We start from the raw sequence: 18,620 nt of genomic DNA on the forward strand, positions 1-18,620 counted from the left end.
CTTTGCTTATCCTGGGGCCCATGCTGACCCTTTCCCAGGCCCTGTACGACCAGATCGTCGCGCACTCCCGCGCCGACCACCCCGACGAGGCCTGCGGCGTGGTCGCGGGTCCGGCCGGGTCCGGGCGCCCCGAGCGCTTCATCCCGATGCTCAACGCCGCCCGCTCGCCCACGTTCTACGAGTTCGACTCGTCCGACCTGCTCAAGCTCTACCGCGAGATGGACGACCGGGACGAAGAGCCCGTGATCATCTACCACTCGCACACGGCGACCGAGGCGTACCCGTCCCGCACGGACATCAGCTACGCGAACGAGCCCGGCGCGCACTACGTCCTGGTCTCCACCGCCGACACGGACGACGCCGGCCCCTTCCAGTTCCGCTCGTACCGCATCGTGGACGGCGTGATCACGGAGGAAGAGGTCAAGGTCGAGGCGTAACCCCCGACGCTCACGGCCGTACTGCGAAACCGTGCGGCGTACGCGGACGGGGTCACTCCGAAGTGCCGGGCGAAGGCCCGGCGCAGACTCTCGTCGCTGCCGATGCCACTGCGCGCGGCCGCGACGGTGACCCCGGCCCCCGCCTCCAGCAGGATGCGCGCCGCCTCCAGCCGTACGCTCTCCACGTACCCGGCGGGCGAGGTGCCCGTCTGCTCCCGGAACAGCCGCGTGAGGTGGCGCGTGCTCACCCCGGCGCCGCCGGCCATCACCCGCAGGCTGTGGTCGGCGGCCGGGTCGGCGACGACGGCGTCGAGCAGCGGGCGTACGAGCGGATGGCGGGTCGGTGGCGTACGGGACGCGGCGGAGAACTGCGACTGCCCCCCGGGCCGCTGGAGGAACACGACAAGGTCCCGCGCGACTCGCCGTGCCGCTTCTGGCCCCCGGTCCTGCTCGACCAGGGCAAGGCATACGTCGATGCCGGCGGTCACTCCGGCCGAGGTGAAGACAGCCCCGTCCTGCACGTAGATGGCGTCCGGCGTGACCGCGACCTCGGGATACCGGCGGGCGAGCTCGGCGGCGTGCTCCCAGTGGGTGGTCGCCCGCCGCCCCTGGAGCAGCCCGGCGGCGGCGAGCGCGAACGCGCCCGTACACACGGCGGCCACTCGCCCCGACACCTGTGCCAGGGCGGCGACTTGGCCGATGGTCTCCGGCGTACGAAGAAGCGGGTCGACGTCCACGGCCCCCGGCACGACGAGGGTGTCGGCCCGGCCCACGTCCCCGGCGGCGAGATCCGCACCGATCCGGAGCCCGGTGGACGTGGTGACGTCGCGCCCGTCGGGGGTGCATACGCGCACGGTGTATCCGTTCCCGGCGGTGGTGAAGACCTCCAGCGGGGCGGAGACATCCATGAGCCGCACACCGTCGAACGCGAACACCACCACCGAGTGAGTCATCTTGCGAGGTTAGGTGCCTGCCCCGCGGCCCCGTCCCGCAGCCCGGACGCCCGCCGGAACCCCATGTCCCGATCTGTGGGGAGCCTGGCCCCACAGGCACGGCGGCGGCGCACCCGCACCGTGCAAGCTGACCCCATGACCAACAACACCGCAGCCGGAATCACCGTCCCCGACACCGGACTCGCCGCCGCCGCCACCGAACTGGTCCGCGACACGACAACCGAGCTGATCTACCACCACTCGCGACGGGTGTTCTGGTTCGGCAGTCTCCAGGGCCGCACCCGCGGCCTCGGCTTCGACCCCGAACTCCTCTACATCGGGGCGATGTTCCACGACCTCGGCCTCAACGAGGAGTTCCGCTCCAGCGGCCGCCGCTTCGAGGTCGACAGCGCCGACGAAGCGCGCCGCTTCCTCCGGAGCCACGGCGTCCCCGAGGACAGCATCCGCCGCGTCTGGACGGCCATCGCCCTGCACACCACGCCCGGCATCCCCCAGTACATGGAACCGGAGGTCGCTCTGGTCACCGCCGGGGTGGAGTACGACGTACTGGGCATCGGCTACGACACCATCACCCCCGACCACCGCGCCGCCATCACCGCACTCCACCCCCGACCCGACTTCAAGAAGCGCATCCTCGCCGCCTTCACCGAAGGCATCGCCCCAAGCCCGACACCACCTTCGGCAACGTCAAGGCCGACGTACTGGCGCACTTCGTGCCCGGATACGAGCGCGGCGACTTCGTCGAGACCATCCAGAACTCCGCCTGGCCCGAGTAGTCCCGGATGGCGTCGGCGTCCCCGAAGGAAGCGCTCACCGCCGACCTCCCGCCCACCGCCCACAGGGTGTCCGCCCAGGTCAGCGGCCATCCGGCGGCAGGGGCGCCGGCCTCCGCCACCTCCCCCTGTCCACAGAACGAGCACTTTTCGACCACTATGTGAGATCACATACCGGGAAGTGGCCCGGGAATCTATACGATGACCGCATGGTTCCCCACGACGTGAGTGAGACGACGCCGAGCACCGTGCTGCTCGTAGCGCGCCTGCACGTCGACCTGTGCCGGCTCGCCAGCGCAATCTGTCCGGCCACGGCCTGAGCCGCGGGCCACCCCGGCACACGCACACGCTTGCCCCTGCGCGGGGGACGAACTGCCGCGCGCCTTTCACGCCACCCTCCTGACAGGAGTCGAAAGCCATGGCCATCGAGGTCCGCATCCCGACCATCCTCCGCACCTACACCGACGGCAAGAAGGCCGTCGAAGGCAGCGGCGACACCCTCGCCGACCTCTTCGCGGACCTGGAAGCCCGCCACACCGGCATCCAGGAGCGCATCGTCGACGACGGTCAGCTGCGCCGCTTCGTGAACGTCTACCTCAACGACGAGGACGTCCGCTTCCTCAAGGGCATCGACACCCAGCTCGCCGACGGCGACAGCGTCACCATCCTCCCGGCCGTCGCCGGCGGCATGGTCTGATGCGGTACGACTCCCCGCTGGCGGCGGTCGGCAACACGCCGCTCGTCCGCCTCCCCCGCCTGTCCCCGTCGGACGACGTCCGCATCTGGGCCAAGCTGGAGGACCGCAACCCCACCGGCTCGATCAAGGACCGCCCCGCGCTCCACATGGTCGAACAGGCGGAGAAGGACGGCCGGTTGACGCCGGGCTGCACCATCCTGGAGCCCACCAGCGGAAACACCGGCATCTCGCTCGCGATGGCGGCCCGCCTCAAGGGCTACGACATCGTGTGCGTCATGCCGGAGAACACCTCCCAGGAGCGGCGCGACCTGCTCGCCATGTGGGGCGCGAAGATCATCTCGTCGCCGGCGGCGGGCGGCTCCAACACGGCCGTACGGGTCGCCAAGGAGCTCTCGGCGGAGAACCCCTCCTGGGTGATGCTGTACCAGTACGGCAACCCCGACAACGCGGGGGCGCACTACGCCACCACCGGTCCGGAGATCCTCGCCGACCTCCCGACCATCACGCACTTCGTGGCGGGCCTGGGCACGACGGGCACGCTCATGGGCGTGGGCCGCTACCTGCGCGAGAACCTCGCAGACATCAAGATCGTCGCTGCCGAGCCGCGCTACGACGACCTGGTGTACGGCCTGCGCAACCTCGACGAGGGCTTCGTTCCCGAGCTGTACGACGCGTCCGTGCTGACCACGCGCTTCTCGGTCGGCTCGGCGGACGCGGTGACGCGTACGCGGGAACTCCTCCAGCAGGAAGGAATCTTCGCGGGCGTCTCGACGGGGGCGGCGCTGCACGCGGCGATCGGGATGGGCAAGAAGGCGGTCAAGGCGGGGGAGCGGGCCGACATCGTGTTCGTCGTCGCCGACGGAGGCTGGAAGTACCTGTCGACGGGCGTCTACACGGCGGAGACGACAGAGGCAGCGATCGAGACGCTGCAGGGCCAGCTCTGGGCGTAGGCGGTACGCGGGGCGGGTGACGCCTGCGGCGGGCTTGTTCCCCCGCCCCGCCCCTTCCCGCTGTGACCTGCTGGGCGGAGCCGGCGGCAAATGTCAGCCCCTCCGGCGTTCGGGGAGCGGGGTCCGGGGGCGGAGCCCCGGCAGTCAGTCCCCCGGTCACTTCAGCCCGTCCGGCTTTGAGGACCGGGGCCCGGGGCGGAGCCCCCCACGCGGCGGAGCCGCACATGTCACAGCGGGAAGGGGCGGGTCGGGGAAAGCCCCGCGCAGCGGCCAACCGCGCAGCGCCCCGCCCACTCACGCCCCGCCACCCCGCGTCAGCGGGACAGGTGCCGGACCCGCTCCCAAACCGCACGGTCCGCCACCCCGACCCGCCGCCGAAACCCCCGCACCCCCACATCCCGCAGCTCACCCGTCTCCAGGAAGCTCCGCCGCCCCGCCGCGTCCCCCACCGCCCCCGGCGGCAACGCGATCACCCCGGGCCGCTCCTCGTGGTACTTGCTGGTGATCTTCGCGATCAGCGCACTGTCACCCCGTACGGACAACACCAGGCAGGGGCGGTCCTTCGACCCGGGCCCGTCCTCGTACGGCACATCCGCCCACCAGATCTCCCCCGCCCGAGGCACCCGCTCCGGCCCGCGCCGACGCGGCCCCCCGGGGCGCCCGGGCGGCCGCGTGCGCCCCCCGGGCCGCCGCCCCCGCCCCCAGCCGTCGACCACGGTCGCGACCAGCGCGATCATCACGACGGCGACCACTGCCACCCACCAGAACCTGTCCATGCCCACGACCGTACCGGCGCGCGGACCGCCCCACCCCCCGCGCGCGCTCCGCCCGAACCGGTGACAGTGCAGGTGAGTTCCCCCACAACGCCCCGCCATCGAGGAGCGACCGGCTCCGTCGCGCCTTACGCTCGACGAACCCGCACGAACCCTCCCCGTCCCTGTTACGGAGGTTCACGCTCCATGAAGCTCACCGTCGTCGGCTGCTCAGGGTCGTTCCCGTCCGCGGAATCGGCCTGCTCGAGCTACCTCGTCGAGGCCGACGGCTTCCGGCTGCTTCTCGACCTGGGCAACGGCGCCCTCGGCGAGCTGCAGCGCCACGTCGGTCTCTACGACATCGACGCTGTTTTCCTCAGCCACCTGCACGCCGACCACTGCATCGACATGTGCGGTTACTTCGTCGCGCGCTACTACCGGCACGACGGCGGCCGCGCCCCCGCGATCCCCGTGTACGGCCCGGAAGGCACCGAGCAGCGCCTCACGACGGCGTACGCCGACACCCCGACCGAGAAGTCGATGGCCGAAGTCTTCGACTTCCACACGCTCAAGACGGGCACGTTCGACATCGGTCCCTTCACGGTACGTACGGAGAAGGTGGCCCACCCGGTCGAGACGTACGGCATCCGCGTCGAGCACAGCGGCAAGTCCCTCGCGTACTCCGGTGACACCGGAGCCTGCGCGGCCCTGAACGAACTGGCCGAGGGCGTGGACCTGTTCCTGTGCGAGGCGTCGTTCACGTACGGCAAGGAGGACATCCCGGACCTTCACCTCAACGGCCGCGAGGCGGGCGAATGCGCCACGCGGGCGGGGGCCGGCCGGCTGGTCCTCACGCACATCCCGCCGTGGACGGACGCCGACGTGAACCTGGCCGACGCGCGCGCGGTGTACGACGGGCCGGCGGAACTGGCGGTCGCGGGCGCGGAGTACGAGATCTGACGTACAGCCACAGCGAAGCGAAGAGGGCCCCCGGACCAGTAGCAGCGACTACGGTCCGGGGGCCCTCTTCCGCGTAACGCGACCGGGGCTTGCTGCTTACTTCGCCTCGGCCTTCTGCAGCTCGGCGAGCTCCTCGTCGGACTCGCGGCCCGGCGTCGGAAGGTTGAACTTGGTGATCGCGAAGCGGAAGACCACGTAGTAGACCGCCGCGAAGCACAGGCCCACCAGCGCCAGGCCCCACGGGTTGGTCGCGATGCCCAGGTTGAGTACGAAGTCCACCGCGCCGGCCGAGAAGCCGAAGCCGTCCTTCATCCCCAGAGCCCAGGTCAGCGCCATCGAGACACCGGTCAGCACCGCGTGGATCGCGTACAGCACCGGGGCGATGAACATGAACGTGAACTCGATCGGCTCGGTCACGCCGGTGACGAAGGACGTCAGCGCGAGGGAGAACATCATGCCGCCGACGACCTTGCGGCGCTCGGGGCGGGCGCAGTGGACGATTGCGAGGCAGGCCGCCGGGAGGGCGAACATCATGATCGGGAAGAAACCGGTCATGAACTGTCCGGCGGCCGGGTCACCGGCCAGGAAGCGCGCGATGTCGCCGTGCTTGCCTTCGAACTCGCCGGCCTGGAACCAGGGGAAGGAGTTCAGCAGGTGGTGCATGCCGATGGGGATCAGAGCACGGTTGGCGACACCGAAGATGCCCGCGCCGACGGCGCCGGAGCCGACCAGCCACTCACTGAGGTTGTGCAGACCCGCACCGAGGACCGGCCAGATCAGGCCAAAGACGATGCCGACGACCAGGCCCGCGAAGGCGGAGAGAATCGGGACGAGACGGCGGCCGCCGAAGAAGCCGGCCCAGTCGGGCAGCTTGGTCCGGTAGAACTTCTGGTACAGCAGGGCTACGACGATGCCCATGACCACGCCACCGAGCACACCGGCGTTGACCGGCGCCTCATTCATGACGATCTTGCCGTCCACGACGGCGGCGACCTTCGGCAGGTTGGAGTCGGTGAAGGTGGCGAGCACCTTCTGGAAGACGAGGTAGCCGGTGACGGCCGCGAGGGCGGTCGAGCCGTCGGACTTCTTGGCGAAGCCGATCGCGATACCGACGGCGAACAGCAGCGGCATGTTGTCGAGAATCGCCCCGCCACCGGCCGCCATGTAACCGGCGAGCTTGGTGATGAAGGTCGGGAACGACTCCTTGCCGAGCATGTCGCCCTGGCCGAAACGCACCAGGAGCGCGGCGGCCGGCAGCACGGCGACCGGCAGCATGAGGCTGCGGCCGATGCGCTGCATGACAGCCATCGCGCCGGAGCCCTTCTTCTTGGCGGCCGCGGGGGCGGCGGCGCTGTCCGTGGACATCATTTCCTCCATGGGGCAAGGCGCCGCCAGGGGGAAATCGGGGACGGCGGCGTCTCCGGGACATCGCGGCGCACTCGCCACGTGGTCTACACCACTCAGTGGTGTAGACCAGTTTTAGCATGGTGAAGGACGGATAAGGAACCCACGATTCCCGTGCTCCAGAACACACCCGCACAGGCACGGCAAAAGCCCCCGGACCGGGCAGGTCCGAGGGCTTTACGGGGCGGAGGCGGCGGCGGAGGCGGCTCTTGGGCGGAGGCGGCGACTCTTGGAGGGCGGCGGCTACTTGGTGCTGTCTTCCTCCACCTCCTTCTCGACCTCCTCCGGCTCGCGTCCCGGAGTGGGGATGTTGAACTTCGTGATCACGAGGCGGAAGAGCACGTAGTACACGACCGCGAAGCACAGGCCGATCGGAACGATCAGCCATGGTTTGGTGCCCAGGTGCCAGTTGACGACGTAATCGATCAGGCCGGCCGAGAAGCTGAAGCCCGCGTGCACGCCCAGCGCCCACGTGATCGCCATCGAGGCGCCCGTCAGGATCGCGTGGAGCCCGTACAGCAGCGGTGCGGCGAACATGAAGGAGAACTCAAGCGGCTCCGTAACACCGGTCACGAACGAGGTGAGGCCCACGGAGATCATGAGACCCGTCACCCTCTTGCGGTGCTCGGGGCGGGCGCAGTGCGCGATGGCCAGAGCGGCGGCCGGGAGGCCGAACATCATGATCGGGAAGAACCCCGACATGAACTGCCCCGCCGAGGGGTCCTCCGCGAAGAACCGGGTCAGGTCGCCCTGGACGATCTTGCCGTCCTCCCCCCTGAACTCACCCGCCTGGAACCAGAAGAAGGTGTTCAGGAACTGGTGCATACCGATGGGGATCAGCAGCCGGTTCGCGACACCGAAGATGCCCGCGCCCCACGCGCCCAGGTCGATCAGATGCTTGGAGAACCAGGTCAGCGCGTCACCCACCGGCTCCCACAGCAGCCCGAACAGCACACCGAGAATCGCGCAGAGGAACGCCATGATGATCGGCACGAGCCGTCGGCCGTTGAAGAAGCCGAGCCAGTCGACAAGCCTGGTGCGGTGATAGCGCTGCCAGACCACGGCGGTCAGCAGACCGATGAGGATGCCGCCGAGTACGCCAGGATTCTGCGGCGTCCCCTCCGGGACCAGTTCGGTGACCGAGCCATCGACGGGAAACGCCTTCAGTACGTTGCTGTAGACCAGGAAACCGGCGACCGCCGCCAGCGCCGTCGAACCGTCGGCCTTCTTCGCGAAACCGATCGCGACCCCGATGCAGAACAACAGCGGCAGACCGAACGCACCGTCCAGGATCGCCGTACCGCCCAAGGTGAGGACCTTGGAGGTCTTGTCCCAGAACGCACCGTCCAGGTACGCCGAGAACAGGTTGCCGAGGCTGACGAGCAGGCCGGCCGCCGGGAGGACCGCCACGGGGAGCTGCAGGCTGCGCCCGACCTTCTGCAGCCCTTGGAACAGGCCGTTCCACCACTTCTGCTGCGGCCTCTGCTGTGGCGCGGCCCCGCGGTCCGAACTCATCGGCGTCCTCCCGGAACAAGTCAGGTTTGGCGGGCGTCGCATACTGGTGTAGACCAGTTGCGGGACGGTCCGGAGCTCGGCCGGAAGACAGGGCACCGGTGACCGCCATCATTCGGTACAGGGCGGTTACTCGCCCGCGAAGTTGGGCCAACCGTGAGTTACCGTGACAAAGCGGCCTCGGTGGGCCGAGACTTCGTGCTTGAACCAACAGGGAGAAAGACATGGCCAGCAAGGCTGAGAAGATCGTCGCCGGGCTCGGCGGTATCGCCAACATCGACGAGATCGAAGGCTGCATCACCCGCCTCCGCACCGAGGTCCACAACCCCGACCTGGTCGACGAGGTCGCCCTCAAGGCCGCCGGCGCCCACGGCGTCGTCAAGATGGGCACCGCGATCCAGGTCGTCATCGGCACGGACGCCGACCCCATCGCCGCGGACATCGAAGACATGATGTGAGTCGCCCGTGACTCAGCCGTGACTCGGCAGTGAGGGGGCCCTTCCGAAATCGCACGCAGGCACGCACGCACGCGCGAACCGGAACGGGCCCCTCACGCATGTACGGACCCGGCGGCTAGGCTCCACACATGTCTCGAATCGACGGCCGCACCCCCGAACAGCTCCGCCCGGTCACCATCGAACGCGGATGGAGCAAGCACGCAGAGGGCTCCGTCCTCATCTCCTTCGGCGACACCAAAGTCTTCTGCACCGCCTCCGTCACCGAAGGCGTCCCGCGCTGGCGCAAGGGCAGCGGCGAAGGCTGGGTCACCGCCGAATACTCGATGCTGCCCCGCTCCACCAACACCCGCGGCGACCGCGAATCCGTACGCGGCAAGATCGGCGGCCGTACACACGAGATCAGCCGCCTCATCGGCCGCTCCCTGCGCGCGGTCATCGACTACAAGGCGCTCGGCGAGAACACCATCGTCCTGGACTGCGACGTACTCCAGGCCGACGGCGGCACCCGCACCGCAGCCGTCACCGGCGCCTACGTCGCCCTCGCCGACGCCATCGCCTGGGCCCAGACCAAGAAGATCGTCAAGGCCGGCCGCAAGCCGCTCATCGGCACCGTCGCCGCCGTCAGCGTCGGCATCGTCGACGGCGTCCCGCTCCTCGACCTCTGCTACGAGGAAGACGTCCGCGCCGAGACCGACATGAACGTCGTCTGCACCGGCGACGGCCGCTTCGTCGAGGTCCAGGGCACGGCGGAGGCGGAGCCGTTCGACCGCAAGGAACTGAACGCGCTGCTGGACCTCGCGAGCGGCGGCTGCGCCGACCTCACCGCGATCCAGACGAAGGCGCTCGACGCCACGCTCTGACTCCGACGAGTCGCGAGCAACCGCGGAGACCCGATCCGGCGTCTCCAAGGGCACGGGCGTACGGGCCGAACCGTACGCCCGTCCGTACAACGTGCACCGCACAACCGTGTACCGCACAACCGTGTACCTGGGGGAGGACCCACTCCATGCGCAGTCGCAGTACTGGCCGTACCAGCCGCATAGCACTCGCCGTCGTCACCGCCGTGGCGCTCACCGGCCTCGTCGGCTGCGGAGCCCTCGACAAGGCGATGGACTGCGTGAAGACCGCCGACGCCATCGCCACCAGCGTCGACAAGCTGTCCACGGCCGTGTCCAGCGCGGCCGACGACCCCACCCAGCTGAACGAGGCTCTCAACGACATCGACAAGGAGCTGACGAGCCTCGACGACACGACGGACAACGCGGACCTGTCGAAGGCCGTCGACGACATGAACAAGGCCGTCGACAACGTCCGCACCGCCGTCGAAAAGGGCGACGAAACCCCGGACATCGGTCCCGTCACGGACGCGGCCACCGAGATCGGCAAGGTCTGCACCCCGTAGGCAGCACGGATACTGGGGGCATGACCCGCCTGATCCTCGCCACCCGCAATGCCGGGAAAATCACCGAGCTGCACGCGATCCTCGCCGACGCAGGTCTCCCTCACGACCTCGTCGGCGCGGACGCCTACCCCGAGATCCCCGACGTCAAGGAAACCGGCGTCACCTTCGCCGAGAACGCGCTCCTCAAGGCCCACGCCATGGCCCAGGCCACCGGCCTCCCGGCGGTAGCCGACGACTCGGGCCTGGCAGTCGACGTCCTGGGCGGAGCCCCCGGCATCTTCTCGGCCCGCTGGTCGGGCACCCACGGCGACGACAAGGCGAACCTCGCCCTCCTCCTCGCCCAGCTGGCAGACATCGACACCGCCCACCGCACGGCCCACTTCGCCTGCGCGGCGGCCCTCGCCCTCCCCGACGGCACGGAACGCGTGGTCGAAGGCCGCATGCCGGGCACCCTGCGCCACACCCCGGCCGGCACGAACGGCTTCGGCTACGACCCCATCCTCCAGCCGGACGGCTACGCCGTAACCTGCGCGGAACTGACCCCGGCGGAGAAAAACGCCATCAGCCACCGCGGCAAGGCGTTCCGGGCGCTGGTACCGGTGGTGCGGGAGCTGCTGGGCTGAACGTGTCGAAGGGGCCGCCCCGACAGGGCGGCCCCTTCGCGCTGTGCGGCCGATGGGATTCGAACCCACATGGGCGAAACGCCCAGAGGCACCTAAAACCTCCGCTTATACCCTTCAGCAACGGCCGCTAGCCGCCTGCCATCCTACTGGGCAAGCGGCTCGTACGACACGGGCGCTTTACTGGGTCGGATCACCCCGTCGGCTGTTTCCTCGGCACCAGGTGCTCGTGACTGCGTGGCAATTGGGGCACAGCAACCGCAGATTGGTGGCTCGGTTGTCACTCCAATCGCCATTGGTGTGGTCGACCTCAAGTGTCATTGGCTTGTCGTGCCAGACCGGACCGATGCCGCACCTCACGCACTCCTCAGGAACGCCAATCTCGCGCAGGGCCCGGCGCAGGATCACTGTGCGGGTACGGTGCTTGCCGGCGTTCTTCACCAGTACGTCTTCGGCTCGCTTCCGCGGCGTCGGACCGGGCTTGCCAGTCCGGTGGCCCTGTCCGAGGAAGTGTGACGTCTCGATGCCGTCCTCAGCCGTCCACCGGCGCAACAGCGCACGCTGTTGACCGTTGTCCGGTCGGCCTAGGGCGTGTCTCTTTGATGGGTTGATCAGTTGATCAGACGTGTCTGTCCGATTAGTGATCACTGATGCGATGTGGGACCGGATCGAGCCGCTTATGCCGGCCGATCCGGACCGTGGACGACGGTGGGCCGACCACAGGCGGACCCTGGAAGCCATCGCGTGGAAGTACCGCACATGCTCGCCTTGGCGGGACCTGCCCAGCGAACTCGGCCCATTCCAAACTGCCCACAAACGCCTGATCAGGTGGGCTGTCGACGGCACGTGGGAACGGATCTTCGCTGCCGTCCTCGCCGCTGCGGATGCCGATGACGACGTGGGCTGGACCGTGTCGGTCGACTCCACCGTCTGCCGGGCTCACCAGCACGCCGCCGGAGCGCCCAAAAAGGGGCACCAGGTCGGTCCGAGTCCGACGATCACGCACTCGGACGCTCACGCGGCGGCCTGAGCACCAAGGTTCACCTGGCCAGCGACAGGCAGGCGCGACCGCTTGCACTCCATGTCACCGCAGGCCAGGCCGGTGACGCACCCGCTTTCGAAGCGGTAATGGATGGGATCCGGGTCCCACGAACTGGTCCCGGGAGGCCCCGGACGCGACCAGCGGTTGTCCTGGCGGATCGCGCGTACTCCTCCCGCGCGATCCGCCAACACCTCCGCCGCCGTGGCATCCAGGCCGTCATCCCACAGCCTGCTGACCAGCTTGGCCACCGCCTTCGGCGCGGTCGACGCGGAGGCCGCCCGCCTCGCTTCGATGCCGCGGCATACAAGCAGCGGAACACCGTCGAACGCTGCATCAACCGCCTAAAGCAATGGCGCGGCTTGGCCATGCGAACCGACAAACTTGCCCTCGCCTACCAAGCCGCACTCCACCTCGCCGCCATCCTCATCTGGACACGCTCAAGTGCCCCAAGCGCATCTTGAGTGCATCAGCACGGCCGAACGCGGTCGCAGTCCTGTCGGCCCAGCGGCCCGGAACGAGACCCAAAGCTGTCCCGTGTCATGCCCCTGTGGGAGGGGCGACGAAACGCCCCTCCAGCGACCAGCCCTTACTCATGCGGTGGCCAGAAGGCCGCGAGGCGAGCGACTCCGTGCTCGACGGACTTCCAGGAACCCGAGAAGGTCAGGACCGCGATCGACGCCGTGGGGAAGCCGCTGCGGTTCAGCCGCGGCAGGAGGTCACCCTCCGCCTCACCCGCGAGGGCATCGGCCAGCGCGTGCATGCCCGGGTTGTGTCCAACCAGCAGCAGATCAACGGCATCGTCGGGGGTCTCGCTGACCAACGCGATGAGTTCGCCCAACGAGGCCTCATAGAGACGATCCTCGAAGACGGTCCTGGGACGCTGCGGCAGTTCTTGCACTGCGAGCTTCCAGGCTTCCCTGCACCGCGCGGCCGTCGAACACAGTGCAAGGTCAGGGATGATGCCGGCCGTGGCCAGGCGCCTGCCGGCGACCGGCGCGTCCTTGCGGCCCCTCTCCGCGAGCGGACGCTCATGATCGGAGTCGTCGGACCATTCGGCCTTGGCATGGCGCAGAAGGACGAGGCGGCGGGTGGTTTCAGCACTCATGCACCCAACCTACACGGAGAGTGCCTGCTTGATAACAAGCTGCAACTCAGGGGGCGCTCGCGACTGACCTCTCCGCTACCGGGCCCCTCCGCCTCACTGCCACCTGATCTGGGCTCAGAGATGACCAAGGAGACAGGCTCTAGTCGCCGCAACGTGTCCGCGATGGTGAAGGACTCCGTGACGGCTTCCCGCACTTCCACGGTGGTGGGACGTGGGCGTCGGTGGGGTGAGAGGTGCGAGACGTCGATGTCGTAGTGCGCGAAGCGCTGCATCAGGTAACGACCGAGGCGTTCGTAGGGGGGTGTGCCCAGAAAAGTGATGACGTCGTTGATGTCTTGGCTTTGTGCGGCAGCTTCGGCCAGCAGTTCCCGCGTGTACCGCCGAGTTACGCTCACTGCTCACTGTCCCTCGCCGGCGAGGTGTGATGTGGTGGCAGCAATTCTGCGACCTTTTCCACGACCACGACCACGGTAAGTATCGGTTGTTGAGTGGCAGTTGGGGCAGAGGAGCCGCAGATTTTCAATGCGGTTGTTGCGCCAGTTCCCGTCGATATGGTCGACCTCAAGAGCCAACGGGCGGCCTAGCCATACGGGCCCGATTGCGCACAGGGCGCAGATGCCGCTGACGCCGAGGTCGCGCATTGCTCGCTGGAGACGCACGTTTGGCGTGCGCCTGGCGTGCGTTGAGTGGTCTTCTACCAGGATCTCCTCGGCGGACCGCCGACGTCGGTTCTCCCGCATGTTTTCTGTGCGCACCTGCGGAGTGAAGTGTGAGATGTCGATTCCCAGAGCGCGGATGCGTCGGCTGATGTGCGTGTGCTGTCCGCCAACGAGGTCGATCCCCAGGTGACGGAGAACCTGGTACATGTTGGTTGAGGCAGCGGCGGCGCATTCGAGCGCCTCCCGTGTCCATGGCGTGCCTTCGCGCTCCCAGTGGGCGGTGTCGATCCCCAACTTGTTCATCCGCTCCCGTATGTACTTGCGAGACGAACCCTTCGGATCGACCCCGAGCTTGCTCAGCATTTCGGACAGCGTCTTCGACGAGTTGGCAGCCACTGCGAGGCGCTCGCGGGTGTAAGGGCTTGCCGGCATGGCCCCCTCCATATCCGTATCCGGTTGCGTGTTCGCGATCTCGTACGGGTAAACGAACCGGTTATCGGATGGTCACGTCCGAAATACGGAATGGAGTGCGCCACTCGGGGCGGGGCGGGGGCTTCGGTGGGCCTGGGGCGTTGATCGCTTCTGCGATGGGGGCCGCCTTTACCAAGGTTGGCGGCGGAGGCCCGCCCCTCAAGGGCGCTCCTGCGTCGCGTCGCCTGCGGCGATTGCGCTCCGCTCCACCCTTGACCGCCGAACCTCCGCCGCAATGCTTAAGGGGGGCGGCCCCCCGGGGGGAGCCCACGGGGAAGGCCCGGCGATGGGCTGCTCGCCGCTGCCGAGCGACGGGTGCATGGGTGGGGCGCACGAGCTCTATGGGGCGGCTCGGCCCCAGGCTCAGCGGGTGCGGGAACGGCCGCTGGTGCACCATCCGCAAACCAGACGCACACACGCACCCACGCCGGCGGAGGGTCGCCCGTCCGGGGCGACATGCGACCCGTCCCGTCTGCGGGTGGGGCGCGTCAGTTGAATGGGGTGACTCGGGCGGGTGTGGCGTCCGCCCCGGCCGGTGGTCGGCTGGGCTACAAGCACGTGGTCGGGCTTGGTGGGTGGAGGGGCGCCCAGGGGTGTGGTTCTGCCGATGGCTGCGGCGCGCCTGCGACCAGCAAGCCGCCCCGTCACCGACAACAAAGCCCGGCACGCCCGGGGGCCTTCCGGCCCGCCGTCCCACCCACGCCAGCCGCACCATCCGATCGGTTCGCCCGGTCCGTGGGGCCGTTGTGGGTCGAAACGCTCCCATGACGACTGGAAGCGATACAGGTGGGGCTGGTGTGGTTTGAGGAGCGTTGGGGCTCGACAAGTGTCGGTTTCATTACAGTTGGCCCTGGGAGGGGAGGTTGGAGTGAATGAATCCCAATGAAGGTGGACTTTTGCTCGCGCCATGGCGGGGGCGCGAGTAACTCGGCCAACACCAGCCCACCGAACCACACCAGACTCACCCATCACGCCAACCCGTCCCCCGGTCGCTGTGCTCGGCCTCGCCGACGCTCCCTCCACGTGGGCCGAAATGCTCCCATGATGACTGGAAGGGACACGGCTGGGACGATTGGGACTAGGTCGTGTCTGACAAATGATCACCGAGCGGGAAGTGAGCGCTCGGTCCAATTGCCTTGCCGTCCTGACGACAGCCAGCAATTCTGGGCAGGTGCCAGGACAGGGGAAAAGAAGGCGGCGGCAAGAGGACGCACGGCAGCGGGTTGCTGCTCGCACCGCGCCGGACGCGGGACAGTGGGAAGTCGTCGTTGAGACTCGGGACCAGGCGGAGATGCGTACGCGGTCGCGCCGTCTTCGGGAGGCAGGAGTTGACGGGTCGATGATCCGGATCGACACGCTGTGTGGGCGCCTGGGGCTGCCGACCACCTACCGGCTGAGCCGTTTCATGACGGACCCCGCGCGAGAGCCCGAGCACGAGCACGAGCACTCTGATCATTGATCTTGTGGCAGGTCGAGGCGAGTTGACGGAAGCGGCGTGGGAGCGAATAGAGCCCCTGTTGCCGCGGGTGGATGGGCGTGGTCGGCCGTGGCGTGATCACCGGCAGGTGGTCAACGGAGTGCTGTGGCGGCTGCGGACCGGAGCTCCGTGGCGCGATCTGCCCGAGCGGTACGGACCCTGGCAGACCGCCTACGAGCGGTTCGCCCGCTGGGAAGCGGACGGGACCTGGGCGAAGCTGTTGGAGCACGTCCAGGTCCGCGACGACGCGGTGGGCCGGGTGGAGTTGACCGTCGCCGTCGACTCCACGGTCAACCGTGCTCACCAGCACGCCGCCGGCGCCCGCAAAAAGGGGCCGCAGACGGGGACGAACTGGAAGATCCGGGCCGCTCGCAGACGCGCCAGGCCCTCGGCCGGTCCCGAGGCGGGCTGACCACCAAGGTCCACCTCGCCGTCGACGGTCGGGGCCTGCCCCTGTCCATCGTGCTCACGCCCGGCAACGTCAACGACGCCCCTGCCTTCGGCCAGGTCCTCGACGGGATCCGCGTTCCGAGAGTCGGCACCGGCCGCCCGCGCAGGACACCGGCCCGAGTCCTGGGCGACAAGGCCTACTCCAGCCGGGCGATCCGGCGCCTGCTGCGGCGCCGCGGCATCGCCGTCACGATCCCCGAGCGCCGCGACCAAGCGGCCAACCGCCGACGCCGAGGGCGCCTCGGCGGCCGGCCGCCCGCCTTCGACGAGGAGGTCTACCGCGAGCGCAACGTGGTGGAACGATGCTTCGCACGCCTCAAGCAGTTCCGCGCGATCGCGACCAGATTCGACAAGCTCGCCGACCGCTACCGCGCCGGAGTCGTCCTGGCCTCGCTGATCCTCTGGCTCCGCGAAACCAGTCCGTGATCATTTGTCAGACACTGCCTAGAGGGGCGTTGGGATTCGTCACGTGTCGGGTTCGTTGCATCCGCCTCCTCGAGGCGGCAGGTGAGGCGACCGGATCGTGCAGAAAGAAGCGACAGCCGGACCGCTGCCTCGGCCGTGACGGGGGCAGAAAGAGCGCCCCGGCCTGGCCCAAGCCCGTCGAGCACGCCTTCCCCTGCAAGCCACCGAACCGACAGCCGACAAGTCGCCACAGCAAACGCACCAGTCACACCAACCGAGCCGACCGCCCCCGGCGCGTGGGTCGAAACGCTCCCACGATGACCGGAAGCGCAAGGACTGTGACGAGGAGAAGAAGGTGGCAGGCGGTCAGGAGAAGATCGCGTGCACCTGGTCGACCGCTGCGGGTCCATAGCCGACCGTACCCATGGGGACTGCCGCGTCGATCGCCTCGATGACGCGCCCGACCCATACGGGCCCGAACCCGCCGCAGAGTGCGATCAGTTGCACGCCATCGCCACGAAACGGCGCGCGATCTCGATGCTTTCCTCGCGCTTGTTCACCCCCACCAGCACCGTGCGGCATGTGCTCGTGTCGACGACGCTGACATCACCGCCTGCGGCACTGCCCGCAGCCGTGTAGATGAACCCCCAGTGTGTGAGCGCCATGCGCGTCCACCTCCTGTGATCGTCAAGACCACCGGCCAATCAGAGCCCGCGCGCATGCCCCGTCGGCCGGATAGCCTTCGGTGGGTTACGAGCAACCGGCAGCCCACGTCGAGCCGTTGGCATGCAACAAACCCCGCACATGACGCCTCTGCGTCGGCCACAAGGAACGGAAACTCGGACATAAAGACCGGTCGTTTTCGTCTTCTGTCGGTTTCGGCCCATCCCGCCCCGCCTAGGACCTCGAACCGGCCCACCAACCGGGCCGTCCGGTCCGATCACCGGCCCCAGCCACCGGCAGAACCACCGCTCCTGCGAGCCCTTCCACCCAGCAAGCCCAGCAACGTGCTTGTGGCCCGGCCGACCACCCGTCGGGGTGGACGCCGAACCGGCCCGAGTCGCCCCATTCAACTGTCGCGCCCCACCCGCGCAGACATCAGGTCGCAGGTCGACCGGGGCGGTCGGCCGTCCACCGGCGTGGGTGTTCGTGTGCGTCGGGTTTGGGGATGGTGCACCAACGGCCGTTCCCGCACCCGCTGAGACTGGGGCCGAGCCGACCCATAGACCGCCCGCGCCCCACCCACCAACCCGCAAGCCACCGAACCCACCCGCGCCCCTCCCCGGAGTTGTCGTGCAGGGCGTTTTTTCTTGGGCCGTCCCCTATTGAGCGTTAGCGGTGGGTCGGGGTGGTGGGTCAAGGGTGGAGCGAAGCGAAATCGCCGCAGGCGACGCGACCGTAGGGAGCGCCCTTGACGCGGCGCCCCGGCCCACCGACACTCGAGCGCTCGGGACGGCCCGAAACCCCCCAGACGCAATCAGTGGTTCACCGGCGAGGCGACCGACCCCGCGCACGAGAACTACGGTTGCGGGCGGCCACGAGGGTGCAAGGGGCGGCCGCGCAGGTCCCGGGCGGGGTGCACGATGCGTACTGGTGCCGCCCGGCGTCCGGGGCGGTGCTCCTCCCACCCGTAGAGGAATCTGTTCGCGTCGCGATCAAACGAGACGGTATCGACCGGCAGGGAGCCGAGGCCGAACTCCTCCCGGCACCAGGCCGCCATCGCTCCGGACAGGGTCTCCGCCTGGAAGTGCGCCTCGGGGAACAAGACGTGATGGACCGTCAGCAGAGTGAGCCGTCCCTGCGGCAGGACCGATTCGATCTCCTGGGCCGCCAAGACCGATCCGTGCCGCAGCCAGCCGGCTTCGTTCGGGGTCAGACGCAGACCCGTGCGGTCGGAGGGCGGGTGATGCAGGACAGGCCTGGTGTCCAGCCAAATGCCGGCGCTGATCCGGTCGCCGCCTGGCGGCGGTGCCGTCACCTCGGTCGACATGGCCGTGAGGTCGATGGCGATCCCCCAGGCAGGGCCGAGCACTCGGTAGGCAACCGTACGCACCAACTGTCCGCCCCGCCCGTGTTGTGCCGGTCCGGCACGA

At 68.7% G+C, this 18,620-nt stretch carries 17 protein-coding genes, 1 tRNA gene and 4 pseudogenes; 12 read left to right on the plus strand and 10 right to left on the minus strand.

Annotated elements, in window-relative coordinates:
* The first annotated feature begins 20 nt into the window (after positions 1–20).
* Positions 21–437, plus strand: coding sequence for a M67 family metallopeptidase (locus tag AC1P0E_RS21465; RefSeq protein WP_482743753.1), 417 nt, complete (start codon positions 21–23; stop codon positions 435–437).
* On the opposite strand, the gene AC1P0E_RS21470 is transcribed toward AC1P0E_RS21465, so the two are convergent.
* A complete protein-coding gene (locus AC1P0E_RS21470) occupies positions 326–1,390 on the minus strand; it encodes a GlxA family transcriptional regulator (protein WP_482743754.1) in 1,065 nt (354 codons plus the stop codon). The genes AC1P0E_RS21465 and AC1P0E_RS21470 overlap by 112 nt on opposite strands.
* A 135-nt stretch (positions 1,391–1,525) precedes the next feature.
* Here AC1P0E_RS21470 and AC1P0E_RS21475 point away from each other — a divergent pair.
* The 4 genes and pseudogenes from AC1P0E_RS21475 to AC1P0E_RS21490 all read left to right on the plus strand — a co-directional run bounded on the left by AC1P0E_RS21475 (position 1,526) and on the right by AC1P0E_RS21490 (position 3,810).
* Positions 1,526–2,166, plus strand: a pseudogene (locus AC1P0E_RS21475) (HD domain-containing protein).
* Between the two features lie 206 nt (positions 2,167–2,372).
* Positions 2,373–2,483: a putative leader peptide gene (locus tag AC1P0E_RS21480; RefSeq protein WP_482743755.1), complete on the plus strand. Its 111-nt coding sequence runs from the start codon at positions 2,373–2,375 to the stop codon at positions 2,481–2,483.
* Positions 2,484–2,581: 98 nt separating this feature from the next.
* The gene (locus tag AC1P0E_RS21485; protein ID WP_482743756.1) at positions 2,582–2,860 is read left to right on the plus strand and encodes a MoaD/ThiS family protein; all 279 of its coding nucleotides are present in this window, start codon (positions 2,582–2,584) and stop codon (positions 2,858–2,860) included.
* A complete protein-coding gene (locus AC1P0E_RS21490) occupies positions 2,860–3,810 on the plus strand; it encodes a PLP-dependent cysteine synthase family protein (protein ID WP_482743757.1) in 951 nt (316 codons plus the stop codon). Before AC1P0E_RS21485 ends, AC1P0E_RS21490 begins: the two co-directional genes overlap by 1 nt.
* A 314-nt stretch (positions 3,811–4,124) precedes the next feature.
* On the opposite strand, the gene AC1P0E_RS21495 is transcribed toward AC1P0E_RS21490, so the two are convergent.
* Positions 4,125–4,586 (minus strand): type II toxin-antitoxin system PemK/MazF family toxin, encoded by a 462-nt coding sequence (locus AC1P0E_RS21495; RefSeq protein WP_482743758.1) that lies wholly within the window; start codon positions 4,584–4,586, stop codon positions 4,125–4,127.
* 183 nt (positions 4,587–4,769) lie between these two features.
* Between AC1P0E_RS21495 and AC1P0E_RS21500 the strand changes: the two genes are divergently transcribed.
* On the plus strand, positions 4,770–5,522 hold the full coding sequence (locus AC1P0E_RS21500) for an MBL fold metallo-hydrolase (RefSeq protein ID WP_482743759.1): 753 nt from the start codon (positions 4,770–4,772) through the stop codon (positions 5,520–5,522).
* A 96-nt stretch (positions 5,523–5,618) separates the two neighbouring features.
* On the opposite strand, the gene AC1P0E_RS21505 is transcribed toward AC1P0E_RS21500, so the two are convergent.
* Both AC1P0E_RS21505 and AC1P0E_RS21510 read right to left on the minus strand, forming a co-directional pair.
* Entirely contained in the window at positions 5,619–6,887 is a 1,269-nt protein-coding gene (locus AC1P0E_RS21505; RefSeq protein WP_482743760.1) for a PTS transporter subunit EIIC, read from the minus strand.
* 282 nt (positions 6,888–7,169) lie between these two features.
* Complete coding sequence (locus AC1P0E_RS21510) at positions 7,170–8,441, minus strand: PTS transporter subunit EIIC (protein WP_482743761.1); 1,272 nt, start codon at positions 8,439–8,441, stop codon at positions 7,170–7,172.
* A 221-nt stretch (positions 8,442–8,662) separates the two neighbouring features.
* Here AC1P0E_RS21510 and AC1P0E_RS21515 point away from each other — a divergent pair, with 221 nt between their 5' ends.
* From AC1P0E_RS21515 to rdgB, 4 genes are all read left to right on the plus strand, one after another.
* Complete coding sequence (locus AC1P0E_RS21515) at positions 8,663–8,896, plus strand: PTS sugar transporter subunit IIB (RefSeq protein ID WP_482743762.1); 234 nt, start codon at positions 8,663–8,665, stop codon at positions 8,894–8,896.
* Positions 8,897–9,024: 128 nt separating this feature from the next.
* Positions 9,025–9,756, plus strand: coding sequence for a ribonuclease PH (rph, locus tag AC1P0E_RS21520; protein ID WP_482743763.1), 732 nt, complete (start codon positions 9,025–9,027; stop codon positions 9,754–9,756).
* A gap of 146 nt (positions 9,757–9,902) precedes the next feature.
* Positions 9,903–10,298 carry a hypothetical protein gene (locus AC1P0E_RS21525; RefSeq protein WP_482743764.1) on the plus strand — a complete coding sequence of 132 codons (396 nt, stop codon included), beginning with the start codon at positions 9,903–9,905 and terminating at the stop codon, positions 10,296–10,298.
* Between the two features lie 20 nt (positions 10,299–10,318).
* On the plus strand, positions 10,319–10,921 hold the full coding sequence (gene rdgB, locus AC1P0E_RS21530) for an RdgB/HAM1 family non-canonical purine NTP pyrophosphatase (RefSeq protein WP_482743765.1): 603 nt from the start codon (positions 10,319–10,321) through the stop codon (positions 10,919–10,921).
* Positions 10,922–10,965: 44 nt separating this feature from the next.
* Here rdgB and AC1P0E_RS21535 read toward each other — a convergent pair.
* Both AC1P0E_RS21535 and AC1P0E_RS21540 read right to left on the minus strand, forming a co-directional pair.
* Positions 10,966–11,049 (minus strand) — tRNA-Leu (locus AC1P0E_RS21535).
* A gap of 49 nt (positions 11,050–11,098) precedes the next feature.
* Positions 11,099–11,506 (minus strand): annotated as a pseudogene (locus tag AC1P0E_RS21540) (HNH endonuclease); the annotation flags it as partial.
* Positions 11,507–11,573: 67 nt separating this feature from the next.
* Between AC1P0E_RS21540 and AC1P0E_RS21545 the strand changes: the two are divergent.
* Positions 11,574–12,421 (plus strand): IS5 family transposase gene (locus AC1P0E_RS21545; protein WP_482745854.1). Its coding sequence is split into 2 segments (ribosomal slippage): positions 11,574–11,880 and positions 11,880–12,421, totalling 849 coding nucleotides; the frame shifts between segments, so codons are not numbered across the junction.
* Positions 12,422–12,546: 125 nt separating this feature from the next.
* On the opposite strand, the gene AC1P0E_RS21550 is transcribed toward AC1P0E_RS21545, so the two are convergent.
* Complete coding sequence (locus tag AC1P0E_RS21550) at positions 12,547–13,065, minus strand: SixA phosphatase family protein (RefSeq protein WP_482743766.1); 519 nt, start codon at positions 13,063–13,065, stop codon at positions 12,547–12,549.
* Between the two features lie 398 nt (positions 13,066–13,463).
* Positions 13,464–14,156 (minus strand): HNH endonuclease, encoded by a 693-nt coding sequence (locus AC1P0E_RS21555; RefSeq protein ID WP_482743767.1) that lies wholly within the window; start codon positions 14,154–14,156, stop codon positions 13,464–13,466.
* Between the two features lie 1,502 nt (positions 14,157–15,658).
* Here AC1P0E_RS21555 and AC1P0E_RS21560 point away from each other — a divergent pair.
* Positions 15,659–16,570 (plus strand): annotated as a pseudogene (locus tag AC1P0E_RS21560) (IS5 family transposase).
* Positions 16,571–16,893: 323 nt separating this feature from the next.
* On the opposite strand, the pseudogene AC1P0E_RS21565 reads toward AC1P0E_RS21560, so the two are convergent.
* A pseudogene (locus AC1P0E_RS21565) lies at positions 16,894–17,192 on the minus strand (DUF6506 family protein).
* Between the two features lie 854 nt (positions 17,193–18,046).
* Positions 18,047–18,559: a hypothetical protein gene (locus AC1P0E_RS21570; protein ID WP_482743768.1), complete on the minus strand. Its 513-nt coding sequence runs from the start codon at positions 18,557–18,559 to the stop codon at positions 18,047–18,049.
* Between the last annotated feature and the right edge of the window lie 61 nt (positions 18,560–18,620).

The sequence above is a fragment of the Streptomyces sp. TRD_SC_5 genome (assembly GCF_056836825.1).

Excerpts from the sequence above, each read along its gene's own strand:
- AC1P0E_RS21465 (WP_482743753.1), top strand. The coding sequence starts at position 21 with ATGCTGACCCTTTCCCAGGCCCTGTACGACCAGATCGTCGCGCACTCC.
- AC1P0E_RS21470 (WP_482743754.1), bottom strand. The coding sequence starts at position 1,390 with ATGACTCACTCGGTGGTGGTGTTCGCGTTCGACGGTGTGCGGCTCATG.
- AC1P0E_RS21480 (WP_482743755.1), top strand. The coding sequence starts at position 2,373 with ATGGTTCCCCACGACGTGAGTGAGACGACGCCGAGCACCGTGCTGCTC.
- AC1P0E_RS21485 (WP_482743756.1), top strand. The coding sequence starts at position 2,582 with ATGGCCATCGAGGTCCGCATCCCGACCATCCTCCGCACCTACACCGAC.
- AC1P0E_RS21490 (WP_482743757.1), top strand. The coding sequence starts at position 2,860 with ATGCGGTACGACTCCCCGCTGGCGGCGGTCGGCAACACGCCGCTCGTC.
- AC1P0E_RS21495 (WP_482743758.1), bottom strand. The coding sequence starts at position 4,586 with ATGGACAGGTTCTGGTGGGTGGCAGTGGTCGCCGTCGTGATGATCGCG.
- AC1P0E_RS21500 (WP_482743759.1), top strand. The coding sequence starts at position 4,770 with ATGAAGCTCACCGTCGTCGGCTGCTCAGGGTCGTTCCCGTCCGCGGAA.
- AC1P0E_RS21505 (WP_482743760.1), bottom strand. The coding sequence starts at position 6,887 with ATGTCCACGGACAGCGCCGCCGCCCCCGCGGCCGCCAAGAAGAAGGGC.
- AC1P0E_RS21510 (WP_482743761.1), bottom strand. The coding sequence starts at position 8,441 with ATGAGTTCGGACCGCGGGGCCGCGCCACAGCAGAGGCCGCAGCAGAAG.
- AC1P0E_RS21515 (WP_482743762.1), top strand. The coding sequence starts at position 8,663 with ATGGCCAGCAAGGCTGAGAAGATCGTCGCCGGGCTCGGCGGTATCGCC.
- rph (WP_482743763.1), top strand. The coding sequence starts at position 9,025 with ATGTCTCGAATCGACGGCCGCACCCCCGAACAGCTCCGCCCGGTCACC.
- AC1P0E_RS21525 (WP_482743764.1), top strand. The coding sequence starts at position 9,903 with ATGCGCAGTCGCAGTACTGGCCGTACCAGCCGCATAGCACTCGCCGTC.
- rdgB (WP_482743765.1), top strand. The coding sequence starts at position 10,319 with ATGACCCGCCTGATCCTCGCCACCCGCAATGCCGGGAAAATCACCGAG.
- AC1P0E_RS21550 (WP_482743766.1), bottom strand. The coding sequence starts at position 13,065 with ATGAGTGCTGAAACCACCCGCCGCCTCGTCCTTCTGCGCCATGCCAAG.
- AC1P0E_RS21555 (WP_482743767.1), bottom strand. The coding sequence starts at position 14,156 with ATGCCGGCAAGCCCTTACACCCGCGAGCGCCTCGCAGTGGCTGCCAAC.